This is a genomic window from Paenibacillus sp. FSL E2-0178 (assembly GCF_038593005.1).
Lineage (GTDB): Bacteria > Bacillota > Bacilli > Paenibacillales > Paenibacillaceae > Paenibacillus_AQ > Paenibacillus_AQ phytohabitans.
In genome coordinates, this window is the sequence record NZ_CP151953.1 from 1 (window position 1) to 19738 (window position 19738).

Sequence of the window (19738 nt, forward strand, 5' to 3'; positions counted from 1 at the left end):
TCTCCACAGGGCGGGGTTATCTCGCCGCTGCTGGCAAATATCTATCTGAATACGTTTGACTGGGGAATGAAGGAGCAGGGATTTGCCGTTGTCAGATATGCAGACGATGCTGTGATCCTATGCAAGAGTAAGGAGAAGGCAAAAGAGGCATATCTGGCAGCAAAGAAGATCCTGGAAGAGGACCTAGGGCTGCGGATGCACCCGGAGAAAACCAAAGTGGTGGATTTTAAAGAAGGATTTCGTTTTCTGGGATTTGACTTCAGGAGGAACTATGTGAGCTTGCCGGAAGCGAAAATGAAGAAATATAAGGAACAAATCCGAAACGCGACCCGAAGGCAGCAAGGAACCAACCTGGAGGGAATGCTCAAGAAGCTAAACGAAATCATCCGAGGATTTGGAAACTATTTTGGGATAGGAGATGTAAAGAAAAAGTTTGAACGTCTGGATAAATGGACGCGGATGAGGGTGCGAGCCTTCAGGCGCAAAAAGAAATCTACGGTGTCAAACCGGTTGATTCCAAATAAGGAACTGGAAGCAGCGGGAATGGTATTTCTAACAAGCTTACTCACCACGCGTTCCTAATTCAGGAGTGAAATAGGCAATCCGGCGATGGATGAAGGAAACTCACTCCTGAAGATGGGGAACTGACGAAGGAAAGCCGTGTGCGGGAAATCTGCATGCACGGTTTGACGGGGAGTCCGAGGGAGTAATCCCTCGTCTTACCCTACTGTGTGGGCGTTAGGGTGGTGGGGGTTGCTTAAATTAACGGTGTCCACAAAATGCCCACAAATAAATAGTGGGAATTATTCGAGGATAGATTTCATGTAGCTATTTACAGAGGTTGTAAACGAAATGACAGTATATTTCAAAAATAGTCATATTTCGGCATTTTAAATTAACAATACCTTACATATTTGTGATAAAAAATGGATTCTAATGAACCATGGAAAATAAACATATAAAAGGATAATATTAACTTTGTAATCGGCCGATTAACGAAATTATCGAAAGGCGGAAGATCATTGAAACTTAAAAAGATTCTATCTGTACTTCTTGTCTCAGCTGTTCTTATGATACCTTCGGCATCAGCCTTTGCAGAATCTAATGCAAATGCCGCTGAGGTAACACCATTTCTCATAGGTATTGGTGATTCTCAGGCATCTGCAATATCGCTTGTGCTAAGTAATGGGGTTGATGTGGCCACCGGTGGTGTTATTTATGACCTTTTTATACAAGACGCTTCCGAGAAAGATTGGTTTAAGTGGACCAATACATCTTCAAGTTTTAGGAGGGTTGCTGCTAATATAGGTGGCTATAGTGGAAATGGTCCTATCAGAGCGGGCTTCAAAATCAATTATAACAACGGTTTCGGTGAGACTGATTTGTATTATTCTGATAAGGCAAACACTACAAACACTCAAGTCTTGGGAAATATTTTTGTCCCACCTGGAGCCACAGTATACTTAGTAGTTGATGCACCTAATTTCACAACACCTCCTTCGTACCATCTTAATTTTGCAGCCTACACTTTTTAACGGTTATAGTGCAAGCGCCTCTTGAATTTAAGAGGTGCTTGTTTTTTAGAATAAGGAATGGATCAGAGCGCCCACGAAGGCGTTTTTATTTTGCCCTCGGAGTCGATCCGGGGGGCTTTTACATCAAAGAGAGGAAAGGGGAGCGGGGGGATGGGCACAGAGGTATCAACAATACAAGAGCTGCTGCCACTGGTTGAAAAGTATGGGCTGTCGGTTGTATTACTGTTCTTGTTTATCATATTTGCTTATATTCAGTGGCGGGCAGTCGCAAAAGGCGAGTTGGTTCCGCGTAAGATGCTGGATCATGCCCTGGAGGACAATGACCGCCTGCAGGATATCCTGGACAAAGAACGGGCAGCTTTTACGCAGCCAACCTTTGAAGTGCTGCAGCGATTAAAGGTAGATCATTCCGCCAATAGCGGAAATGATGAGGATAGGGGAGGACAACCGTGTGGAGTAAATTGTTCAAACGTCTATCGCCACAGCACAAATCGTTTTTGTTTTCTATTTAAAAGCAGTACCTCACCAATAATGGTGAATAATGGTGGGGTATTTCTTAACATTCCTGAAAACTTTGCTTACCCACATATACATAATGTTCCAAATGAATTATTCTGTATTTATGAATAATGAAAATTATCAATATAGAGATACATTTTTTTTGATTTGGCATCCAGCAGCCTTGTGGATCGGATTCTTTTTAATATTGTTGGTGTTGATATTGTTTTACTGGATTTATAAATATCGAAAGAAGAGAAAAAGAGAGCAGGAATAGTATATACAAAGTCCGGCAGAGTGACATTGACTTTTTAACGGCAGCGCTGACTCAATCCAAGGTATCTGTCTGGTACAGGGAAGATATTCGGACCCAATCGGCCGCCTAATGGATTATGGTGGCATCGTAGAAGGCTACACTCCGAAATCATTAAGCTGTCCGGTTCCTATTTCGTCCGTTTTGAATAGAGCATACATAAAACACTCCCGCTAACCACTATCCTAGACGGCTCTTTTTCAAGCTAGTAAAACGCCCACAACACTGCCCACAAAATGCCCAAATATATATGGAAGGAAGGCGGTGTATTTCAAAAAGGTAACGTTCCTACAAGCCTTTCTTACCGTGTATTCAGCGGCGTTCAGATTGATCTGGAAAATTCCAACTGTAAATCGCACCCAGGTTCACGAATGGGAAAGAGATCAGTACATGACACTTTACTAGGATATAGCAGCCCTTGGCGCTCTAGGCGCCGGTTTTTTTTGTGTTTATAGGCCAGGGGACTTTTCCTACTCAGTGCATATAAAGCTCACCGTATTGATCCACTCTTCGCGACCAGTATAAAAGGATGTTAAATAACGAGGCTTTGTCCCTACATTAATATGCATGTAAAAATCCGCATGACAGGAAGGGAATGTTTTATTCATAATTCAACAACAATAGACATAAAATATCGGTAGAATATTATAATAATTGACAACTTATGGACTATGTAATAACAAAAGGGAAAGATGTGTTATTTAAGTGTAATCGGCCGGTTAACAATAGTTGGAAAGGCGGAAGAATTGTGAAAATTAAAAAGTTTCTTTCTGTTCTTCTTATCTCAGCTGTAATAATGATTCCATCGGCTTCCGCATTTGCTGAAGAAAATATTTCAGCAGCCGAAATCACTCCTTACGTTGTTGGAATTGGTGATAGCAGAGATAATGCACTTACCATTACACCGAATGAATACGGTGGTGCGATATATGATCTGTTCATCCAAAGTGCTACCGATCAAGATTGGTTTAAGTGGACAAATACAACAACAAATCTCAAAAGAATTGGTGTTCATGTGGGAGGATTTAGTGGTAACGGTCCTTCAAGAGCGGGTATAATTATTAATTACAATAATGGTCTCGCTGAACTGGGCCCACTTTACACAGGAAAGGCAGGAACTGCTGAAGCGCAATCGTTTAGCAATGTTTTGCTTCCGCCTGGAGCAACAATATATGTGGTCGTAGACAATCCTAACTTCTCTGCAATGACACAGTATCATCTGAATTTTGCTCATTACAACATTAGTTTTTAAATCTAACATGGATGCACCTCGAAATTTTTTGAGGTGCATTTCTATTAAAAATTCATTTATCACATTAAACTGCTTTAAGGGTGTTTTAAGTTTGGTCTTGGAGCGATTTGGGCGTCTTTTTATTACATACTTTTAGAAATAGAGGGGAGCGGGAAGAAGGATGGTTCATTCATGTATAGGAATTATTCGAAAAGCCGTGTTTTTTGTTAAATTCAGAGCATACATAAAATAACCCGCCGGGCTTATGCCTGACGGGTTATTTTTTGAATTAATAAATTTGTCGGTTTGGATGACAGAATGATCATTTCTTGAGCATCGTCAAGACTTAGTTAACTAAGATAATATAATAAAATGTAATACCATTCCCAAAGTCAGCTGCGACAGTACTGGTTCCTGGATGTAAGGCAGTAAACTTTCCTTCAGCCGGTATTATTTCAATAGATCCGTCATAATTAATATACCAAAAATTATAGCCAGTCAACCATATAGTTTCGCCTACTTGCATTCTAACAATAGCCTGAGTCTCGTCAATTGGTTTTATTACAGCATTTGGAGAAATTGAAGTTAAAGAGCTAAGAGTAGAAGATGGAGCTTCAGCAGCCAAAGATGTCGATCCTACCGTAAAACATGCGGCAATAGTTAAAAGTCCAACAAGCAATTTCCTTTTCATAAATAGATAATCCTCCCAAAAAAAGTATTTAGTTACATGAAAAACAATACCCCTAATGGATAATAATGTATATGAGTATTAAGGATGATTTGAAATACGGTATTATGTAAGAATGTATATAAATGAGTCTCATCTTCTGGCCGAAGGGCCACTTTCCGCCTTTGAACTGTGAAGGGATTCTGTTTGCTTTTCTTGCTTCATTTAAATAGGGAAGAAGGATGTTATCAGGAAGCTGCTCGACTTTGATTAGGAAGTAATGCAATGAAGCGGAATGAAAATAACTTAAGAGCATTATTTAAAAATAGAAAAGGCATCGTGCTAATGATCATAGGATTAATTGTTGCGGGAACAGCTCGGATTAAGCAGGAGAAAAGAGATAATAAAAAAAGAACCTTTAAAAAGGTCCTTAGCGGGAAATCTCAGACAACTGTTTGGTGTGGGCCTCTAACAACTCGACGACAATCATTTGCCCCGTGACGCCAAAATTCCTTAAGCAACGCAATTCAGCCAATGAAGCTTTCATCAAATCACCCACGGTGATGTAATTGCTCTCATATAACGAATTAAGAATACGAGAAATGCTTTTAGGGTTTCTGGTCGATCTCTGTCTTAAAGTGTGAATAGGTCGCGGATATAATCTACGGTCAATTTCAATGTAAGACATGAGGGGAAGAATATCTCTAGTGGACAATCTCTTGTTGTCTCCCTTCATATATCTGGTAATTATTATAAATATATGAGAAAATAATTCAACCCTTTATTTACAAAATACACATAAAATACAAAATTATTATTTAGGATAATATATATTTAATAGAGTTATTAAATTTAAAGCGACTCGCCGGAATAATGGCTGACGGGTTATTTTATTTACATCCCAATGGTTTGCCGGATGGTTTATTTTACATAATGTACCATGTCCTATATACTGGATCATATACACACTAAAGGAACCTTTTGCAGGTAGCTTACAATGGTGATCGCTTTTATGACTAAAGCAAGGCTGAAGTGAAGCATGTGTTTAGATGGTTTGGGCTTGGGATCTATGGCTGTTACAGAGCTGATACTGGCCGTGGTCGTTGCGGTGCCGGTATTTCCTTGTTAATAAATATGATACATAGGGGTATGAAATGAGAAATAAATATGTAAGTATCATTGCAATGATCCTATTATTAACGCTAATTTGTTCTCAGGCTGGAGCTGCAGAAGGGAATGGTATGTCAACTGAAACCAGGGAACGGATTATAGAGCAATATGGGCTGGATTCACCGGTAGCAGGTAGTCCGGACTGGAGCGGAATGGATGTGGGGATAAGCGGGCCGGTTGATGTGCTGGTTATAATCTGCAGGTTTATTGTGAGTCCGTTAGTGTTCGCGATTCAAGAAATATTCTAGCTGGAGGGAATAAGCATGAACCCGCGATATGATGCAACGCAGCCAGAACACAAAGTCCGCAAGAAAACAGCGGCAAAACTGTCTTTTGTAATTATAGTAGTACTAGTTTTACTAGCCGTCATGAATCCGGGCAAAGAGGACTTTGGAGAATACGCAGTGAATCATCTGGAGGGAACGCTGGGTGTAGAATTTGCCGGAGGGATTACAGATCTGGTCGCTCAACCGCTGGTGGAGTCATTTACCATCAGAGAAAATTACATTCTGTTCTCCACCTTTAGCATACCTGATATTCAAGACGGTAAGACATTTATCGGGGATATTAAGGCGAAGCGCAAATACCTTGGGCTGTTTAAAATCATTTTCATCAAGCTCTAAACTCTAAATAGGGTATACATTTTGTTCCAGAACCCGGTATAATTAAACTGATTTGTGTGCTCTATGAATCCTTATCATTCTTGCTTGTGCACTGAGGAGGAAAGATGTTGAATACTGCGTATAAAGTTCTTTCAAGTGATGCTGATATATTCGCGGCGGCACTTGCCCAGGTGAAGGTCTATGTCGTTCAGCTGATCGAGGGTAAACCTCATGTTATAGCTGATTACGCCGGACCTGTACAGAAATGGACGCCGGAGTATGTATTGCTGGCCGGAATGACCTATAGACGTGACGAATTTGAGTTCCGGGTAAGGCTGCCCAAGAAGTAAAAGCAGGAAAACGCTTCGGGGTAACGAATTAGTAGCTGAGGAGGTGGTCGCAAGTGAGTAAAGTTATTTTTGAGCTTCAGTATGTGAATGGGCAAATTGAAGAGCTAGAATCTGTGTTTGAATCGGCGGCAGAAGCCAGAACCTATCTGACATCCGGTGGGTTGACAGGCTGGATTCCGGCAGGAGGCAAGTATCTTAATCCTGTAAATATTATCTCCATCAAGGTCAAAGAAAGCTAATTATAATATTACTGCCAAATCACACAGTCTCCGAAGCCAATCTTTGCATTTCTTATACTATAAAACGTAGAAGAGGTGTAATGATGACGCAAAGAGAACGAAACAGAATCCGCAGAGCAATTAATGCACTGCTCGCACAAAGAGCAATCCTGCTGGAAAGACTTGAGGAAATTAATGAGAACCTGCGCAGATTTCCAAGCGGTTCACGTGCCAGAAGAGAATTGCTGGCTGCAAGAGCATCCATCCGTGAAGCGATTCGTTTAAACACTATTGCTATCCGGTTGTTGCGCAGCGTGTTGTAGTCAGTAGGCAAAGGATATGAATCCACTCAAAGACATCCTTCCGGGATGTCTTTTGTGCGCTTGGCAGCGCATCGTACTAACGGGTGAGAGTCCCGAGTACACCGCGAGATGGCGGAAGTACATAGCTGACTCATAGTGCTCTGTCCGTGAGGAAGGGTGCGGAGGATGAGAAGGCAAACCCCGGAACAGGCGGCAAAACCAAGTTGGCCGGCAGAGCAGGACAACCTTGCAAAAGAAAGGAACGTCCCATACCATCCGTAGCTTTGTAGGTTAAGAGGACTGGATTCGGGGGAAAGTGCGATGACGTGACCCAAGGAGATCTTATCCTCTCCGCGAAGCGGTAACTTTCGTTCAAGATCGTGAGGTCAAGAACGAAATAACGGGGGGTAAGAAGTCAGACGTAGGGATAGTAGTGAAGAAGCTTGCCGGAAAGGCCGCAAAGGCAAGTGAATCGGCGCAGTGTCGCCGGTACAGGCGCTGACCTGAAAAGGCAGTGACCTGGTGCGAAGCCCGAAACCGTGAAAGAGAAGTGCTGTAAAAAAAACTGCCATGTACCAGGCAGAAGCCGGGGAGCCACGAAGCGCGTAGAACCGGGGTCGAACATAAGGGTAGACCGTCTGGGGGAAGACCAACCATGCACTCGGAATACTGCCCACAGGGCTAATCCGCTGGGTGTTAGAAGGGAAGTAGATAAGGCATGGAGGAAAAGACGAAAACCGTCAGGCATTTCCGTGAAGGAGAAGGTGGCAAGAAGCGCAGATGGTACAGCCTCATCGACAAGATCTGGGCAGTATCAAACTTGGAGGAAGCCTTTCGAGAGGTGAAACGCAATAAGGGGGCCGCAGGCGTAGACAAAGTGACTGTAAAGGCATACGAGTCTGAGTTGGAGAGCCATGTACAAGCCCTTCAGCACGCACTGCGAAACAAGACATACCGGCCAAAGCCGGTAAAGAGGGTCTACATCCCGAAAGCGGACGGCACGTTAAGACCTCTAGGCATACCTACCGTAGAAGACCGAGTCGTGCAAGCGGCAGTGAAGCGTATCCTGGAACCCATTTTTGAAGAGAAATTTTTGGACTGTAGTTATGGCTTTAGACCGGGAAGAAGTGCCCATATGGCGTTAGAGAAGATCCGCAAAGATCTAACGGAGGGGTACGTATACGTGATTGATGCGGACCTGAAAGCGTACTTCGATAAGATTCCGCACGAGAAGCTAATTCAAGAGGTAAGCGAAGAAGTTGTGGATCGTAGTGTTCTCGAACTTATTGGACGATTTCTGCAAGCTGGGGTGATGGAAAACGGTAGTTTTCAGCTGAATGAGCAAGGCACCCCCCAAGGCGGGGTGATAAGCCCATTGCTAGCGAACATCTACCTCCATCCGCTAGACAAGCAAATGACGGAACGAGGGCACCGGATAACGCGGTATGCGGACGATTTCGTCATTTGCTGTAAGTCGCAAAAAGGAGCAGAGAGGGTGCTCCGTGGAGTGGTGCAGTTTCTGGAAAGGGAACTGGGACTACAGATACACCCAGAGAAAACTAAAATCGTGAACAATATGGAAGAGGCGTTTGTCTTTCTAGGGTATGAGTTTATCCGGGGTTCAAGGATGTTCCCATCCGATAAAGCGAAACGGAAATTCAAAGAACGGGTGAAAGAGATTACGCGACGAAACCAGACGGTGAGTGTGGAGGAACTGGTAAAGAAGAAGCTGAATGGATACCTGCGTGGCTGGGGCAACTATTACGGGCATGGACAGGATTTCTACTTCTTCCGGGCAGTGGATAGCTGGATTCGACGAAGGTTGAGGGCGGTGCAACTTAGAAGTTGGCGGAAAATCGGTAAACTGCACCGAGAATTACGACGCAGGGGATACAGGAAGCCGCTCCCACAGCTTCGAATGATAGCATGGAGAAATTCCAGTGGCTACCACGCACACTATGCATTGCCGAACAGTTGGTTTCAAGAAATAGGTCTCTGCTCATTGCTCGACCTGTACAAAGAACTTCATCCCCAGAGGGGATAAGCACGGAGGAGCCGTATGCGATGACCCGCACGTACGGATCTGTGAGAGGCCCATGCAATTGCGCATGGGCCTACTCGATTTACTTGCGATTGAGAGTGTGGAAAGGCCGGAGTATAATTGAACGATGAGGAGAACAAGCTGCACAAGAGCTTGATACAGGAAGGTGTGAAGAATGGACGATCAATTACGCCAGCGTTTGGGACTGCCGGAATTACAAGATAGTACACTGTTGGTTAACGCAGATCCGGTGATGGAAGAAAGTTCTAAATGGGATGCAGCCGGAACCACCGTGCTGAATGTCTCCAGAGAAGATGTGGAGAAGGGGCGGCTCGAGAGCTATTTGCGTGAATTTAAGAAATATGAGAAGAAGCGACTACGGGGCAAAATCATAATTATATTCAATGGGTATGAGCAGGATCGCCGGGAAGTCTATCAGGTACGGGAGATTACGAACTGGGTTGACCGTCTGCTCAAGAATGTGCCTCATCTGTTCTATTTCCTCAGCAGAGACAATTACGCGATGCGGATTGCGTTCTTTTGTCTGTCTGAGGTGGTGGGCCGCTCCGGGATGGAAGTGTCCATCACTAAAGAACAGGGACGCAGGCTGATCGAGAAAGTTACCAAGAGTGCATTGGTCTATGCCAAAAAAAGCAAAGACTCACCTGCGGAACAGTGGAGTCTGGCTGAAAGTATTCTGGACGAGCTTGGTTATGAGCAAACTGTGCAATAATGCTGTAAAGAACCCCTTTGGCGTAAACCCGTCAGAGGGGTTCTTGTGTTCAATATTGGGATTTATAGGCGGCTGCATGACTGCGGCTACTCCCTGATGGTTACACGGGTGCCAATGGGAATGATGGCAGCCAACGCGACCACGTCCTGGTTATACATGCGGATACAGCCGTGGGATACCATATGGCCGATGGAAGAAGGGTCATTGGTTCCGTGAATTCCATAATGCGGCTTGGACAGGCCCATCCAGAAGGCTCCGAACGGTCCGCCCGGGTTGGGTTGCTTGTTAATGATCGTGTACTCGCCTACCGGCGAGACGGTCAGCATTCGGCCAATGCCGACAGGAAATCCCCTGGTTACGGTGTCATTATCAAGCAGATAAAGCATGCGCTGTGAAAGGTCGACAATAATTCGATAGTTGGGCATGGGATCAGCACTCCTTTGTAACAGGATATGTGCGGATAGCTAAAGCGGTTCGGAGTAAAAAATGCCAAAAAACCAACACAGGAACAAATGTTCCTGTGTTGGTTTTTTGGCATTTTGGGCAAGCGTAACAGGATCTAAAGAGGAAAAAGGCTGCTTCGCGTGATGCGGAGCAGCCTGATTATGGAGGAGAAAGATTAATGAATATCGCGGAATAATCCAATGACTCTGCCCAAAATAGTAACGCGGTTAAGGCGGAGAGGCTCGTAAGCCGGGTTCTCCGGCTGCAGCCGGATATGATCACGTTCTTTGTAAAAGGTCTTAACGGTTGCTTCATCTTCTTCGGTCATCGCAACAACGATGTCACCATTATCTGCGGTTTGCTGTTGGCGGACAATAACATAATCGCCGTTCATAATACCGGCATCAACCATGCTGTCGCCGAGTACAGAAAGCATGAATACCTTGTTATCCCCTACGTAATGAGTAGGAAGCGGGAAGTAATCCTCAATATTCTCTGTAGCGGTAATAGGAACACCAGCAGTAACCTTGCCAATTACAGGGATACGGGTAACCGTCTGGACGAATTGATGTACATTCTCTGAATCTTCCTGTCCGAGCAATTCAATTGCACGCGGTTTCGTAGGATCGCGCCGGATCAGGCCTTTCTTCTCAAGCCGGTCCAGATGACCGTGCACTGTAGAACTGGAGGCCAGGCCAACAGCTTCACCAATTTCCCGAACGGACGGAGGATAACCCTTGCTGCGGACTTCGTTACGTATAAATTCCAGGATCGCCAGCTGGCGACTCGAAATCTTTGACATCGGAATCAACCCCATATACTATGTTTGGGAAAATTATAACATAGAACTGCCGTTCGTACAAACATAAGTTCTAAATTGTGAGAATTATAGCCCAAAAAATAAAGGGAACAGTTGTTCGAAAAAACTATTGATCAAAACACATGTTCGTGTTATATTATTTTTGAAAGTAAGAACAAGTGTTTGGAGGACGATATTTATGTTAAAATACAGTACCTACAATAGTATCTACAATGAGGATATCAAGGTGTCCGCTCCCGGTAATCCATTACCCCATAATCTATTGGCACAATTCAGAGACAAGACCCTTCGCCTGCTGTCTGTACTTACTTCAATATTCCGCCAGGTCAGCTTCATCAAGATATCTCTGATACTATTACTCACGATTTCCGGATTTACAGTAGTCGGTAATGTGTTCGCTGGTTCTGTCACTTTAATGAAGCCTGAGAAACGGATCGTAGTTGAACGCGGAGACACCTTGTGGAGCATTGCCCTCAAGAATAAACCGGATGACATGAGGACTGCTGTATATATAGAAGGGATCAAGAAGTCAAATGGTCTGAAGGACAGCGGAATTAAGGCAGGAGATATACTGTCTGTGCCGGTATATTAACCGATAGAAGCATACTGGTGTTCGACTAAGAGAGCTTTCAGGGGGTAGACCTTGACAAGCTCTTTTTCTCATGGCAAAGTTAGAATGAATTTATAGGGGAGGGGAAAGTATTGAATATTGACGAATTGGTCGCACGCATCAATGAATTGGCACGCAAACATAAGGAAAGCGGCCTGAATGAGGAAGAATTGGCAGAACGCGCCAAACTCCGCGAGATTTATCTGGGCAATATCCGCAGCAATTTCCGGGCCCAGCTTGATACCATTGAGATTGTGGATAATCCGGAGCATGAAGAAGGCAACAACGGACAGAAAGCTTAGTCTGCGGCCTTTTCATAGATAATACAGGATGACTAGGGGGAACTAACATGGCCCGTTCTTGGGAAAGAATGGTTCAACGCAACACCAAGCAAATCAATCAGCAAAGAAAGAAGCAGGGAAAAGAGACGATATATGCAACGAACTCTAAAGCTGCTGCAAAGAGCACCGATATTTTCAAAGGCCGGAATATTGTATTCCCTGTCGTATTGCTGTTGCTTGGCATTATGTTCTGGGTAGTCGGTTCCATTGATGAAGCGAAAGGAAGCGGAATACTGGCTAACTGGCTGGGGGTAGTGCTGTACTTCCTGCTTGCCGCGCTGCTATTCTTCCGCCGTCCGTTCCTTAAGGTGGAACGCGCCCGTCTGTCTACTATTAAATACAACCGTGAACGCTTTTTGCCAGCAGCTGAAATCGAGAAGATTACCTTGTCGCGCAGTGTAGTTACCATTAAGTATAAAGGCAAGCGCAAGCAGTGGATTTTCTCCAAGCTAATCAACCGGTATGATACCGCCGCTATGGCTGCACGCCTGGAACAATTCGGCAAGAACAACAACATTGAAGTAGTGCACGAATAGTAAGATAGACCAGCATAGGGAGTGGGAGAACGAAATGCCGATTACCGCCGTACTATTTGACCTTGACGATACACTGCTATGGGATGATCGAAGTGTGGAAGAAGCATTCCGCTACGCCTCTGAGGCTGCAGGGGATTCTGTTGATCCGCAGGAGCTTGAACAGGCGGTGCGCAGAGAAGCGCGTGCGCTTTATGAGTCTTACGAGACTTTTCCGTTCACGAAGCTGATCGGGATTAATCCTTTTGAGGCACTATGGGCTAACTTCACAGCTGGAGACCAGCCGGAATTCCGGCAGCTGGAACAGCTTGCTCCGGCCTACCGCACCGAATCCTGGCGCCGCGGACTTGCCTCTCTTGGAGTGGACGATGAAGCGCTGGCGGCACGCCTCGCGGCCAAGTTCGCCGCTGAGCGCCGCAGCCGTCCTTATATATATGAAGAGACGCTTCAGGTGCTGGATGAGCTGCGCGGCAAGGTGAAGCTGCTGCTGTTGACGAATGGCTGTCCTGCACTCCAGCAGGAGAAGCTTGATGGTGTACCTGAGCTTATTCCGTATTTTGACCATATTGTCATTTCTGGAAGCTTCGGTAAAGGGAAACCGGACAAGACAATCTTCGAGCATGCCCTCGGACTGCTGGATATTACGCCTGAGCAGGGGGTCATGGTCGGAGATAAGCTTACGACTGATATTCTCGGAGGTTTGGCTGCAGGTCTAACGACGGTCTGGATCAACCGGACGGCCAAGACCCCTGACCCGGACATTACTCCGGATTATCAGATCAGCCATCTTTCGGAGCTTCTGCCATTGGTACACTCCCTATAACTGAATTAGATGAAGCCGGTATCCTTATAGGATATTGGCTTTTTTGATATCCCTGCAAGGATCTGGACGAATGTAGTTCATGTATATGACTATTCTCATGTGATAGGGCGGTTAACGAAGCTTATTTCCGACAAGTTGAATAAAATGTGTATAATAAGGAAGAAAGCAATCTGACTTTCGCTGTTAACATGAAGATGAATCTATCGATGAACCGGGAGGGCTCCAGATGATTAAGCCAAAGTTACTTAGAGGTCTCATTTGCATTGTCATGGGTATGACGCTTGCCGGCTGTTCAGGGAATGATGAAGAGGATATGTATATGCATGCAGCTGCTGATTCCTCAATGGTGCCCATCAAGGTAGAGCTAAGCTGGAGTCCGGAAGAAGTATCCGTTAACGACAAGGTGATTTTTAAAGCTGTCATTAGTCAGGACGGAGAAGTTGTTGAGGACGCCAAAGAAGTGATCTTCGAAATTGTAGATAATGCAGAGCCAGGCAAGAGCACTCAGCTGAAAGGGGCAAGTGACGGAGAGGGAGCTTATATAAGTGAACGTACATTTGAGCAAGCCGGCAGCTATACGGTCACTTCCCATGTGACTGCCCGGACACAGCACTCTATGCCGTCTAAAGAACTCACGGTACAGCCATAATGAGTTTGTGAGCTGTAGCTATACTGTCAATACAAATAATGCAGGGTGGAAAGGAAGGCTTTCCGAATTCCCTTTATTCTGCTAAACTTACTCTAATGTTTTACTGGGGGGATTGAAAGTGGCCAAATTCACACTTGCAGAAAGCTTGCAGCAACGCATATTAATACTAGACGGAGCCATGGGCACAATGATTCAACAGGTGCCGCTTACCGGCGAGGATTTCGGCGGGGAAGAGCTGGATGGCTGTAATGAAATGCTGGTGCTTACCCGGCCGGAGGTGATTCAGGATATTCATGAGAAATACCTGGAAGCCGGTGCGGATCTGATTGAGACTAACACATTCGGCGCCACCTCAGTGGTGCTTGCAGAATATGATATCCCGCAGCGGGCCCGGGAGATTAACCTGGAGGCTGCCAGACTTGCGCGCAATGCTGCAGATAAATATGATACACCTGATCGCCCGCGGTACGTAATAGGGGCCATGGGGCCGACCACGAAGACGCTCTCCGTAACAGGGGGAGTCACGTTCCAGGAGCTGGTGGACAGCTATGAAGAGCAGGCAGTCGCGTTGATTGACGGCAAAGTAGATGCCCTGCTGCTGGAGACTTCCCAGGACACGCTGAATGTGAAGGCCGGAAGTATAGGTATCCACAATGCCTTCGAGACAAGCGGAATTACACTGCCGGTGATGATCTCGGGTACCATTGAACCGATGGGGACTACGCTTGCGGGGCAGAACATCGAGGCCTTCTACATTTCGCTGGAGCATCTTAAGCCGATCTCTGTCGGATTAAACTGTGCGACCGGACCGGAATTCATGCGCGATCATATCCGTTCGCTGTCGGCCATTTCTTCAGCAGCGGTAAGCTGCTATCCGAATGCCGGGCTTCCGGACGAGAACGGCAACTACCATGAATCTCCGGATTCACTTGCCCGTAAGCTGGCCGGCTTCGCCGAGAAGGGCTGGCTGAACATTGCCGGAGGCTGCTGTGGCACAACCCCTGATCATATCCGGGCGATGGCCGAAGCCCTGTCGGCATATCCGCCGCGCGGACTGGATGGCATTCATCCGCCGGCACTCTCCGGCATAGAGCCTGTGTACATTGAGAGCGATAACCGTCCTTACATGGTCGGTGAACGGACCAACGTGCTGGGATCGCGGAAGTTCAAGCGGCTGATCGTTGAAGGCAAATATGAGGAAGCTTCAGAGATTGCCCGCGCACAGGTGAAGAGCGGAGCGCAGGTCATTGACGTCTGCGTGCAGGACCCTGACCGTGATGAGACGGAGGATATCAAACGCTTCCTCGAGCTGGTAGTGAAGAAAGTCAAAGTCCCTCTGATGATCGATACCACCGATCCGAAGGTGATTGATCTGGCCCTGCAATATTGCCAGGGGAAGGCGATTATTAACTCCATTAACCTTGAAGATGGTGAAGAGAAATTCGAGCTTGTGACTCCGCTGATTCATAAATACGGTGCTGCGATCGTTGTGGGCACAATTGATGAAACCGGGCAGGCGATCCTGGCTAAGGACAAGCTGGAGGTTGCCAGACGTTCATACGATCTGCTGGTGAACAAATACGGGCTAGCCGCTGAAGATCTGATCTTTGATACCCTTGTATTCCCTGTCGGAACTGGGGACGAGCAATATATCGGTTCTGCAAAAGAGACGATTGACGGTATCCGCCTGATCAAGGAAGCTTTGCCTTCCGTTCATACGATTCTGGGCATAAGCAATGTATCGTTTGGACTGCCGGAAGCGGGTCGTGAAGTGCTGAACTCGGTATTTCTCTATGAGTGCACCAAAGCCGGGCTGGATTATGCGATTGTGAATACCGAAAAGGTGGAGCGTTATGCCTCCATTCCGGAAGAAGAACGCAAGCTTGCCGAACAGCTGATTTATAATACGAATGACGATACTTTGTCTGCGTTCGTAGCGGCTTTCCGGGAGAAGAAGGTCGAGAAGAAGGAGAAGATCTCCAATCTCTCGCTGGAAGAACGTCTCGCCTCGTATGTCGTTGAGGGAACCAAGGAAGGGCTCATTCCAGACCTGGACGAAGCACTGAAGTTATCCGGTCCGCTTGAGATTATTAATGGTCCGCTGATGGCGGGGATGTCGGAAGTCGGCAGATTGTTCAACAACAATGAATTGATTGTCGCCGAAGTGCTGCAAAGCGCTGAAGTGATGAAGGCCTCGGTCGGTCATCTGGAACAGTTTATGAAGAAAGATGAGACCTCGGTTAAAGGAAGAATTATGCTCGCAACCGTTAAGGGCGATGTACATGATATCGGTAAAAACCTTGTGGAGATTATCCTCTCCAATAATGGTTACGAGATCGTCAATCTGGGGATAAAGGTTCCGCCAGAGAATATAATTGAAGCCTTCCGCAAGGAAAAAGCTGACGCCATCGGATTATCCGGCCTCCTGGTGAAGTCGGCGCAGCAGATGGTCCTGACGGCGCAGGATCTGCGCGCTGCCGGTATCGATGTGCCGATTATGGTCGGCGGTGCGGCATTAACCCGCAAGTTCACCAAGACCCGTATCCGCCCTGAATATGACGGCCTGGTCCTATACGCCAAGGATGCCATGGACGGCCTGGATATCGCCAACCGGCTGATGAATCCGCTTGAGCGGGGCAAGATTGAGGAAGAGGTACGCCAAGAGGCAGAGGCTGCCGTTGCTGTAGCTCCTCCGCAGCCGCTTCCCGAGCTGACGCGTGCCGTCCGCTCCAAAATTTCAGCCGATGCCCCTGTGTTTACCCCGCCGGATCTGGAGCGTCATGTCCTGCGCAATTATCCGCTTGGACATATTATTCCTTATGTGAACATGCAGATGCTGCTCGGTCATCATCTGGGGCTGCGTGGTTCCGTGGAAGCGCAGCTGGCAGCGGGAGATGCGCGTACAGTGGAATTGAAAGAAACCGTAGACGATATTCTGCATCAGGCGATGCTGGAAGGTACCATTGTTCCACATGCCATGTATCAGTTCTTCCCGGCCCAGTCGAGCGGGAATGATATCCTGATCTATGACCCGCAGAATCCTGCCAATGTGCTGCATACCTTCACCTTCCCGCGGCAGAACGTTGAGCCGTATCTCTGCCTCGCCGACTTCCTGAAGCCGGCGGACAGCGGGGTTATGGATTACGTCGGGTTCCTGGTCGTGACCGCCGGCCATGGTGTACGTGAATTGTCCACGGAGCTTAAGGACCGGGGAGATTATCTCCGTTCCCATGCCCTGCAGGCAGTAGCGCTGGAGGTGGCAGAAGGCCTGGCTGAACGCGTTCACCATATGATGCGGGATACCTGGGGGTTCCCGGATCCGGCGGATATGACGATGAAGCAGAGACACGGGGCGCGTTATCAGGGAATCCGTGTATCCTTTGGCTACCCGGCTTGCCCGGATCTGGAGGATCAAGGGCCGTTATTCAAGCTGCTGTCTCCGGAGGATATCGGAGTTCACCTTACCGAAGGCTTCATGATGGAGCCGGAGGCTTCGGTATCGGCTATGGTATTTGCACATCCTGAAGCACAGTATTTCAATGTGGAGAAGCTGTAACTGCCTGATTGATCATCACCTGTCAGAAGGGCTGTGCCCGTCATAGCGGAACCTCCCGTCACCGGGAGGTTTTTTGCTGGAAATATAAGAATTTATATGTATCGTATCCAGCCGATTCCGCTTGAAAGATGCTTTCAGCGCCAAAACAGAGTAGAATTCTTTTCATAAGAACCGGCATGATAAAAATAAGGTGAGAAGTACGAGAGAAGAGAGGAGGGGCATAATGGAAATTTATTTCTTGGGAACAAATGCCGGGGTACCGACACTGCAGCGGAATGTAACCTCAATCGCCCTCAGGCTGCTTGAAGAACGGCGCACGTTCTGGATGTTCGATTGTGGAGAAGGGACACAGCATCAGGTTCTCCGTTCACCGCTGCGGCTGGGCAAGCTGGAAAAGCTGTTTATCACCCATTTGCATGGTGACCACTTGTTCGGCCTTCCGGGGCTGCTGTCGAGCCGCGGATATCAGGGCGGTACATCACCGCTTACAGTGTATGGACCCCCGGGGATCAAAGCTTATCTGGATATTTCACTGTCTGCAAGCCAGTCGCGAATCCCCTACAAGCTTGAGATTATCGAGCACAGCGGCGGGCTTGTGTTTGAGGATGACACGTTCAAGGTTGAGGCGGGACTGCTGGAGCATAGAATTGACAGCTATGGGTACCGGGTAACGGAGAAAGACAGTCCGGGCAACCTCGATGCAGAGCTGCTTAAGAGTTACGGGCTGAAGCCCGGGCCGCTGTATGGCAAGCTGAAGAGAGGCCAAGATATCACAACTGAAGACGGGACTGTAATCCGGGCAGCGGATGTGATCCATGCGCCGAAACGCGGCCGCATTGTTACTATTCTGGGCGATACCCGTCCTTGCGAGGGAACACTGCCGCTGGCACAGGATGCTGATCTGATCATTCATGAGGCTACCTTTGCTCATGACCTGGCCGATATGGCCTATCAGTATCATCACAGTACAGCCCGGCAAGCCGCGGAGCTGGCACGTGAGGCAGGCGGGCGTGAACTGCTGCTGACCCACTTCAGCTCGCGGTACAGCTCACAGGAGGAGCTGATTCCACTCCTGGAAGAGGCGCAGGCCATCTTCCCGAATACACTGCTGGCGGAGGAATTCTGCACCTTCCCGGTCCACCGGAGAGCGGCGGGAAATGCCCCCGGGGAATGAATTATTTTCCGGGAAAGCGCAGGAAATGACAGGGCTGTGCCATAAAAAGCCTGCCGGTACTGCGGTTCGCTATCGTTCGACGAAGTATGTTAAATTTTAAATAGTTGGAGAGCTTTAAGCGTACGAAGCAGTAGAGAAATTGGCGAAACGGAGTAGCGGATAAGTTAGGATACCATCAAAAAACTCAATAACAGTGGGCTATAGCGGGAAAGGGTTAGAAAATTGCGAAGATATTTTATAGAATTAACAATTAATGCGATGAATTGAATAAACGGGACTCAAACAGGGGGTATTATGAACAATATAGGTGGTTTGTTAATTGATCTGGACGGAACCTTGTATCACGGCGGCCGGATGATTCCGGATGCAGATCGGTTGATAACAGCGCTGCGTAGAGCGGCTGTACCGTTCCTGTTTGTCACGAATAACTCTTCACGCACAGCGGCAAGTGTTGCTGCTCATCTGCGCGGGATGGGAATTGACGCGAATCCGGAAGAGGTCTGCACCTCATCGCTTGCTGCGGCACGCTACATTGCTGAGGAATCACCGGAAGCAACCGTGGCGATACTTGGAGAAGAGGGACTGGTGCAGGCCTGCGCCGAAGCGGGGTTGACCCTGGTCACGGAGAATCCGCAATATGTTGTCCAGGGCATCGACCGTTCTTTTACATATGAATCGCTGGCCCGGGCCTCGCGCTGGATCCGGGAAGGAGCCAGGTTTGTGCTGACCAACCCGGACCTGATGCTCCCCTCCGATGACGGGGTGATGCCCGGCGCCGGAACCCTTGGAGCTGCAATTGAAGCAGCCAGCGGAGTGTCACCTGTAGTAATCGGCAAACCGGAATCCCATCTGATTACCTATGCGACAACATTGCTGGGGATCACACCTGAGGAAGCGGTTGTAGTCGGAGATAACATGCGTACAGACATTTCTGCCGGTGTAAATGCAGGGTGCCGCACGATACTGGTGCTGACGGGTCTGACCACACGCGATAATCTGGAGCACTACCAGACTGTTACGGGAGTTAAGCCGGATGAAATTTGTGCTGATTTAGCTGAACTAATGGTACTGCTCGGTGTATAATGACAAAGGTATGCCTTTTACCAACCTGGAAGGGAAGATGACAAT

The 19738-nt window shown here is 47.3% G+C and carries 23 protein-coding genes; 20 read left to right on the top strand and 3 right to left on the bottom strand.

The genetic code is table 11. The features are described from left to right. Positions 1 to 66 precede the first annotated feature (66 nt). The 4 genes from MHI42_RS00005 to MHI42_RS00020 all read left to right on the top strand — a co-directional run bounded on the left by MHI42_RS00005 (position 67) and on the right by MHI42_RS00020 (position 3598). Positions 67 to 582: a group II intron maturase-specific domain-containing protein gene (locus MHI42_RS00005; RefSeq protein ID WP_342422280.1), complete on the top strand. Its 516-nt coding sequence runs from the start codon at positions 67 to 69 to the stop codon at positions 580 to 582. 440 nt (positions 583 to 1022) lie between these two features. Beyond that, positions 1023 to 1535 carry a hypothetical protein gene (locus tag MHI42_RS00010; RefSeq protein ID WP_342422281.1) on the top strand — a complete coding sequence of 171 codons (513 nt, stop codon included), beginning with the start codon at positions 1023 to 1025 and terminating at the stop codon, positions 1533 to 1535. Positions 1536 to 1592: 57 nt separating this feature from the next. After that, entirely contained in the window at positions 1593 to 2165 is a 573-nt protein-coding gene (locus tag MHI42_RS00015) for a hypothetical protein (protein ID WP_342422282.1), read from the top strand. Between the two features lie 929 nt (positions 2166 to 3094). Next, positions 3095 to 3598, top strand: coding sequence for a hypothetical protein (locus tag MHI42_RS00020; RefSeq protein ID WP_342422283.1), 504 nt, complete (start codon positions 3095 to 3097; stop codon positions 3596 to 3598). 325 nt (positions 3599 to 3923) lie between these two features. Here the strand turns inward: MHI42_RS00020 and MHI42_RS00025 are convergent, their stop codons facing one another. After that, positions 3924 to 4268 carry a hypothetical protein gene (locus MHI42_RS00025; RefSeq protein WP_342422284.1) on the bottom strand — a complete coding sequence of 115 codons (345 nt, stop codon included), beginning with the start codon at positions 4266 to 4268 and terminating at the stop codon, positions 3924 to 3926. A gap of 261 nt (positions 4269 to 4529) precedes the next feature. On the opposite strand from MHI42_RS00025, the gene MHI42_RS00030 reads away from it, so the two are divergent. The 8 genes from MHI42_RS00030 (at position 4530) to MHI42_RS00065 (ending at position 9660) form a co-directional block, all read left to right on the top strand. Then, entirely contained in the window at positions 4530 to 4745 is a 216-nt protein-coding gene (locus MHI42_RS00030) for a hypothetical protein (RefSeq protein WP_342422285.1), read from the top strand. A gap of 740 nt (positions 4746 to 5485) precedes the next feature. Next, positions 5486 to 5662 (top strand): hypothetical protein, encoded by a 177-nt coding sequence (locus MHI42_RS00035; RefSeq protein ID WP_171715963.1) that lies wholly within the window; start codon positions 5486 to 5488, stop codon positions 5660 to 5662. A 15-nt stretch (positions 5663 to 5677) separates the two neighbouring features. Further along, on the top strand, positions 5678 to 6037 hold the full coding sequence (locus MHI42_RS00040; protein WP_342422286.1) for a hypothetical protein: 360 nt from the start codon (positions 5678 to 5680) through the stop codon (positions 6035 to 6037). A gap of 104 nt (positions 6038 to 6141) precedes the next feature. After that, the gene (locus MHI42_RS00045; RefSeq protein WP_305954185.1) at positions 6142 to 6366 is read left to right on the top strand and encodes a hypothetical protein; all 225 of its coding nucleotides are present in this window, start codon (positions 6142 to 6144) and stop codon (positions 6364 to 6366) included. A gap of 53 nt (positions 6367 to 6419) precedes the next feature. Next, positions 6420 to 6605 (top strand): hypothetical protein, encoded by a 186-nt coding sequence (locus tag MHI42_RS00050; RefSeq protein ID WP_039299211.1) that lies wholly within the window; start codon positions 6420 to 6422, stop codon positions 6603 to 6605. Positions 6606 to 6685: 80 nt separating this feature from the next. Further along, positions 6686 to 6907 carry a hypothetical protein gene (locus tag MHI42_RS00055; protein WP_144026006.1) on the top strand — a complete coding sequence of 74 codons (222 nt, stop codon included), beginning with the start codon at positions 6686 to 6688 and terminating at the stop codon, positions 6905 to 6907. 697 nt (positions 6908 to 7604) lie between these two features. After that, positions 7605 to 8930, top strand: a complete 1326-nt coding sequence (gene ltrA, locus MHI42_RS00060; protein ID WP_342422287.1) for a group II intron reverse transcriptase/maturase — start codon at positions 7605 to 7607, stop codon at positions 8928 to 8930. Positions 8931 to 9102: 172 nt separating this feature from the next. After that, positions 9103 to 9660 carry a hypothetical protein gene (locus MHI42_RS00065; protein ID WP_171715961.1) on the top strand — a complete coding sequence of 186 codons (558 nt, stop codon included), beginning with the start codon at positions 9103 to 9105 and terminating at the stop codon, positions 9658 to 9660. 86 nt (positions 9661 to 9746) lie between these two features. On the opposite strand, the gene MHI42_RS00070 is transcribed toward MHI42_RS00065, so the two are convergent. After that, positions 9747 to 10085: a L,D-transpeptidase gene (locus tag MHI42_RS00070; protein WP_039299202.1), complete on the bottom strand. Its 339-nt coding sequence runs from the start codon at positions 10083 to 10085 to the stop codon at positions 9747 to 9749. A 194-nt stretch (positions 10086 to 10279) separates the two neighbouring features. After that, a complete protein-coding gene (gene lexA / locus MHI42_RS00075) occupies positions 10280 to 10906 on the bottom strand; it encodes a transcriptional repressor LexA (RefSeq protein WP_039299199.1) in 627 nt (208 codons plus the stop codon). Positions 10907 to 11102: 196 nt separating this feature from the next. Here lexA and MHI42_RS00080 point away from each other — a divergent pair, with 196 nt between their 5' ends. The 8 genes from MHI42_RS00080 to MHI42_RS00115 all read left to right on the top strand — a co-directional run bounded on the left by MHI42_RS00080 (position 11103) and on the right by MHI42_RS00115 (position 19693). After that, positions 11103 to 11516: a LysM peptidoglycan-binding domain-containing protein gene (locus tag MHI42_RS00080; protein ID WP_342422288.1), complete on the top strand. Its 414-nt coding sequence runs from the start codon at positions 11103 to 11105 to the stop codon at positions 11514 to 11516. Positions 11517 to 11626: 110 nt separating this feature from the next. Further along, positions 11627 to 11836, top strand: a complete 210-nt coding sequence (locus MHI42_RS00085; RefSeq protein ID WP_171715959.1) for a DUF896 domain-containing protein — start codon at positions 11627 to 11629, stop codon at positions 11834 to 11836. A gap of 47 nt (positions 11837 to 11883) precedes the next feature. Continuing rightward, a complete protein-coding gene (locus MHI42_RS00090; RefSeq protein ID WP_342422289.1) occupies positions 11884 to 12411 on the top strand; it encodes a hypothetical protein in 528 nt (175 codons plus the stop codon). A 34-nt stretch (positions 12412 to 12445) separates the two neighbouring features. Further along, on the top strand, positions 12446 to 13231 hold the full coding sequence (locus tag MHI42_RS00095) for an HAD-IA family hydrolase (RefSeq protein ID WP_342422290.1): 786 nt from the start codon (positions 12446 to 12448) through the stop codon (positions 13229 to 13231). A gap of 226 nt (positions 13232 to 13457) precedes the next feature. Then, entirely contained in the window at positions 13458 to 13880 is a 423-nt protein-coding gene (locus tag MHI42_RS00100) for a FixH family protein (protein ID WP_342422291.1), read from the top strand. 118 nt (positions 13881 to 13998) lie between these two features. After that, on the top strand, positions 13999 to 17436 hold the full coding sequence (metH, locus tag MHI42_RS00105; protein WP_342422292.1) for a methionine synthase: 3438 nt from the start codon (positions 13999 to 14001) through the stop codon (positions 17434 to 17436). A gap of 223 nt (positions 17437 to 17659) precedes the next feature. Continuing rightward, on the top strand, positions 17660 to 18610 hold the full coding sequence (gene rnz / locus MHI42_RS00110; RefSeq protein WP_342422293.1) for a ribonuclease Z: 951 nt from the start codon (positions 17660 to 17662) through the stop codon (positions 18608 to 18610). A gap of 294 nt (positions 18611 to 18904) precedes the next feature. Next, complete coding sequence (locus tag MHI42_RS00115; RefSeq protein WP_342422294.1) at positions 18905 to 19693, top strand: TIGR01457 family HAD-type hydrolase; 789 nt, start codon at positions 18905 to 18907, stop codon at positions 19691 to 19693. Positions 19694 to 19738 lie beyond the last annotated feature (45 nt).

What these genes read in the sequence shown, in the direction of transcription:
- MHI42_RS00005 (WP_342422280.1), top strand. Translation starts at nt 67, where the DNA reads ATGAAGGAGCAGGGATTTGCCGTTGTCAGATATGCAGACGATGCTGTG.
- MHI42_RS00015 (WP_342422282.1), top strand. Translation starts at nt 1,593, where the DNA reads ATGGATCAGAGCGCCCACGAAGGCGTTTTTATTTTGCCCTCGGAGTCG.
- MHI42_RS00025 (WP_342422284.1), bottom strand. Translation starts at nt 4,268, where the DNA reads ATGAAAAGGAAATTGCTTGTTGGACTTTTAACTATTGCCGCATGTTTT.
- MHI42_RS00030 (WP_342422285.1), top strand. Translation starts at nt 4,530, where the DNA reads ATGAAGCGGAATGAAAATAACTTAAGAGCATTATTTAAAAATAGAAAA.
- MHI42_RS00035 (WP_171715963.1), top strand. Translation starts at nt 5,486, where the DNA reads ATGTCAACTGAAACCAGGGAACGGATTATAGAGCAATATGGGCTGGAT.
- MHI42_RS00040 (WP_342422286.1), top strand. Translation starts at nt 5,678, where the DNA reads ATGAACCCGCGATATGATGCAACGCAGCCAGAACACAAAGTCCGCAAG.
- MHI42_RS00045 (WP_305954185.1), top strand. Translation starts at nt 6,142, where the DNA reads ATGTTGAATACTGCGTATAAAGTTCTTTCAAGTGATGCTGATATATTC.
- MHI42_RS00055 (WP_144026006.1), top strand. Translation starts at nt 6,686, where the DNA reads ATGATGACGCAAAGAGAACGAAACAGAATCCGCAGAGCAATTAATGCA.
- ltrA (WP_342422287.1), top strand. Translation starts at nt 7,605, where the DNA reads ATGGAGGAAAAGACGAAAACCGTCAGGCATTTCCGTGAAGGAGAAGGT.
- MHI42_RS00065 (WP_171715961.1), top strand. Translation starts at nt 9,103, where the DNA reads ATGGACGATCAATTACGCCAGCGTTTGGGACTGCCGGAATTACAAGAT.
- MHI42_RS00070 (WP_039299202.1), bottom strand. Translation starts at nt 10,085, where the DNA reads ATGCCCAACTATCGAATTATTGTCGACCTTTCACAGCGCATGCTTTAT.
- lexA (WP_039299199.1), bottom strand. Translation starts at nt 10,906, where the DNA reads ATGTCAAAGATTTCGAGTCGCCAGCTGGCGATCCTGGAATTTATACGT.
- MHI42_RS00080 (WP_342422288.1), top strand. Translation starts at nt 11,103, where the DNA reads ATGTTAAAATACAGTACCTACAATAGTATCTACAATGAGGATATCAAG.
- MHI42_RS00090 (WP_342422289.1), top strand. Translation starts at nt 11,884, where the DNA reads ATGGCCCGTTCTTGGGAAAGAATGGTTCAACGCAACACCAAGCAAATC.
- MHI42_RS00095 (WP_342422290.1), top strand. Translation starts at nt 12,446, where the DNA reads ATGCCGATTACCGCCGTACTATTTGACCTTGACGATACACTGCTATGG.
- MHI42_RS00100 (WP_342422291.1), top strand. Translation starts at nt 13,458, where the DNA reads ATGATTAAGCCAAAGTTACTTAGAGGTCTCATTTGCATTGTCATGGGT.
- rnz (WP_342422293.1), top strand. Translation starts at nt 17,660, where the DNA reads ATGGAAATTTATTTCTTGGGAACAAATGCCGGGGTACCGACACTGCAG.
- MHI42_RS00115 (WP_342422294.1), top strand. Translation starts at nt 18,905, where the DNA reads ATGAACAATATAGGTGGTTTGTTAATTGATCTGGACGGAACCTTGTAT.